We start from the raw sequence: 3,088 nt of genomic DNA on the forward strand, positions 1-3,088 counted from the left end.
TGGTTGTATCAGTCTGATGTCTTGATGGAATTTACACAAAAGACCTTACACTCTCGATTTTCCACATAAAAAAGCCGATACTCAAAATAAATATCGACTCTTGCAAGACAAAATTCTCGTGGATCAAAAAACGCTTAAGATATGGAATTTCCTTTTTCGCTTCACGATGGATACAGGAACAGCATTTTTCATCTGTTGCCATTTTGTAAACAGCGATTTATTTCTTGTCCTTGTATCCCAGAATTATTAACGCAATTCCCAGCACAATCATAATGCCGGTCAATATAAAGATTACGGGGTAAGGCTGTACTCCTGCGTACTTCCAAAAATCACTGTAAAACCCATCGCCGTTTGTCTGCATTTTTTGAAGTATACCGAAAACAGGTAAAGACAGCAGTTCAATAATATAAAGGCACAGCCCCAAAACGACGGTCTTAAAGCCAACAATGATTTTGCTTTCCTTTTCCATTATCTATACCTCCACCTTTTATCTATACCTCCACCTTTGGAAAAATGTCTGGGAAGTGAAAAAGCAAATTCCATATCTGGTGCGAAAAAGTGGAAATTACTTTTTCACTTCACGGAAAGTTTAGCTGACTTTTTATACAAATGAGTTTGGAAACTTGAATTGCCATTTTTCGAACCAGGTGACTACGGCTTCGGCATTGCGTTTTGCCTCTTCGGGCGTCGCATTTTGCAAAATAGCCACCTGTTCGAGAAACAGAAGAAGGGAGCGCCGCGGGATGACAAACGAAAGATCCATGTGTTCCTCCACGCTCGCCAGACCGTCGCACTCTTCCCGTTTTTCCAGAAATACGGTGTAGCCGTACAGGATGAACCGGTCGATCGATCCGCCGACGCTGGGCATGGCTTCCTGATAAATTCGTCTGGCTTCCTGAGAGATCTCGAACGAATCGATGTTCTCCTGGCGAACACGCATCAGAAGTCTTTCAATCAGCTTTATAAAGTCTCTTTTGGTTATGTTAAGCAGAAAGATTCCTCGCTTTCTACGCCATTGTGTGCTCATACCGACAAGTTCGGCGACCCATTTGTCCGTATTGTGTTTTTTCTTGCGATTCAGGACACATTTTAGCAAATCAGGACAGGCTCTTTTCTTTACTCGAGTTGTATTATTTCATTCTCGTTTTAATGAACTGGCTTTGTAATGTCCGTTTGCTTATGAACTGTTAATATTGTAGCGCACTTTTTTTAGATCGTCCGCGAATCGTAAAAGGGGCACGTACACTCCTGCTTTGTGCCTAGAAAGCGCTCCCTCTTCCCGAAAAAAATGTTTCGAAATGGACGCTGGCTATCGGCCGCCCGTTTTCTCCGGACGCTGCACTGGAAATGCGGGCAGAAGAAAAGCCCAGCCGCAATGGCCAGGCTTGTTTCCGGGATTACTTTGTTATTTTGGACTACTTCGTTTTTTCGATGATTTCGATGAAGGAATCCGGTTTGAGGGAGGCACCGCCGATCAGAGCACCGTCGATATCGGGCTGAGCCATGTATTCAACGATGTTGTTGGGCTTAACGCTTCCGCCGTACTGAATGCGAACTTCTTCCGCAGCCTTGTCGCCTGCGATTTCACGAACGACGTCGCGAACGAGTTTGCAGCAGTTTTCCGCGATTTCAACCGAAGCGGATTTGCCGGTGCCGATTGCCCAGATTGGTTCATAGGCAAGAACGATATTGGCATATTCTTCAGCCGGGATGTCTTTCAGGGAACCCTGGAGTTCTTCCGTGATGACATCTTTGGTTTTGCCGTTGTCGTATTCTTCTTCTGTTTCACCGATGCAGAGAATTGGAGTGATGCCTGCCGCAAGAAGCTTTTTGGCTTTCTTGTTTACGGTTTCGTTGGTATCGCCAAACATCTGACGACGCTCGGAATGACCGATGATGCAGTATTTCACGCCGAGTTCTTCGAGCATGGGAACGGATACTTCGCCAGTGAAAGCGCCGGCATCTTCGAAGTGTACGTTTTCAGCGGCTACGATGAGGTTTTTCGCTTCATCGAGTGCGGTTTTCAGGTCCGTGAATGGAACGCCTACGCCGTAGAGTCCTTTGTCGCTGACGGCTTTCGCGTCAACTTCTTCAAAGAACGCTTTGGTTTCTGCGTTGTTCTTATTCATTTTCCAGTTTCCAACAATAATCTGGTCTCTCATGATTCAATCCTCAGTCTCTCACTAGTCTTTTTCTGCGATGATCGCAATGCCTGGGAGCGTTTTGCCTTCCATGTATTCAAGAGAAGCACCGCCGCCTGTGGAGATGTGGCTGAACTTGTCTTCGAATCCGAGCTGGATAGCTGCTGCTGCAGAGTCGCCGCCGCCGATTACGGTTGTAGCGCCTGGCAGTTCCGAAATGGCTTCGCAGACTTTGAGTGTGCCGTTTGCGAATTTTGGCATTTCGAATACGCCCATCGGTCCGTTCCATACAACGGTCTTCGCGCCTTCAAGGGTTTTCTTGAAGAGTTCGATGGATTTTGGTCCGATATCGAGGCCCATCCATCCATCAGGAATGTCTTCGCCGACGATCTGGGTGTTGGCATCATTGGAGAATGCGTCCGCAATTACGGTATCTACAGGGAGAACCAGCTTGCCTTCGCCTTTTTTCAGAATCTGTTTTGCAAGATCAATTTTGTCTTCTTCAAGCAGGGAGTTGCCGACATTGTGGCCGAGTGCTTTTTCGAAGGTGTAGGCCATGCCGCCGCCAACGATAACTTTGTCGGCTTTGTCGAGCATGTTTTCGATAACTGCGATCTTGTCGGATACTTTTGCACCGCCAAGAATGGCTACGAATGGATGAACAGGATCGTCTACAGCCTTGCCCAGCATGTCTACTTCTTTTTCCACCAGGAAGCCGAGTGCATTATCCGGCAGGTTGGAAGGAATGCCGACGGTCGAAGCGTGTGCGCGGTGTACAGAACCGAACGCGTCTTCTACGAACATGTCTGCAAGACCAGCCCAGTATTTGCCGAGCTCAGGATCGTTCTTGCTTTCGCCTTTTTCGTAGCGAGTGTTCTGCATGAGCAGAATTTCGCCTGGTTTGAGGGCGTCAACCATTGCTTCTAGTTCTTCGCCGCGTGTAACGG

Annotated in this window: 4 protein-coding genes; all 4 read right to left on the reverse strand. The window is 47.2% G+C overall.

All coding sequences use genetic code 11. From position 1 onward, the window contains the following. Positions 1–217: 217 nt before the first annotated feature. The gene (locus tag ACLUYS_RS09400; protein ID WP_288876213.1) at positions 218–469 is read right to left on the reverse strand and encodes a hypothetical protein; all 252 of its coding nucleotides are present in this window, start codon (positions 467–469) and stop codon (positions 218–220) included. A gap of 132 nt (positions 470–601) precedes the next feature. Beyond that, positions 602–940 carry a hypothetical protein gene (locus ACLUYS_RS09405; protein ID WP_230267540.1) on the reverse strand — a complete coding sequence of 113 codons (339 nt, stop codon included), beginning with the start codon at positions 938–940 and terminating at the stop codon, positions 602–604. Between the two features lie 475 nt (positions 941–1,415). After that, positions 1,416–2,162, reverse strand: coding sequence for a triose-phosphate isomerase (gene tpiA, locus ACLUYS_RS09410; protein ID WP_230267539.1), 747 nt, complete (start codon positions 2,160–2,162; stop codon positions 1,416–1,418). 21 nt (positions 2,163–2,183) lie between these two features. After that, the coding region (locus ACLUYS_RS09415; RefSeq protein WP_412659712.1) for a phosphoglycerate kinase at positions 2,184–3,088 on the reverse strand (905 nt) is incomplete at its 5' end.

The sequence above is a fragment of the Allobaculum sp. genome, assembly GCF_047010065.1.
Taxonomy (GTDB): Bacteria; Bacillota_I; Bacilli_A; order Erysipelotrichales; family Erysipelotrichaceae; genus Allobaculum; species Allobaculum fili.

Excerpts from the sequence above, each read along its gene's own strand:
- ACLUYS_RS09400 (WP_288876213.1), bottom strand. The coding sequence starts at position 469 with ATGGAAAAGGAAAGCAAAATCATTGTTGGCTTTAAGACCGTCGTTTTG.
- ACLUYS_RS09405 (WP_230267540.1), bottom strand. The coding sequence starts at position 940 with ATGCGTGTTCGCCAGGAGAACATCGATTCGTTCGAGATCTCTCAGGAA.
- tpiA (WP_230267539.1), bottom strand. The coding sequence starts at position 2,162 with ATGAGAGACCAGATTATTGTTGGAAACTGGAAAATGAATAAGAACAAC.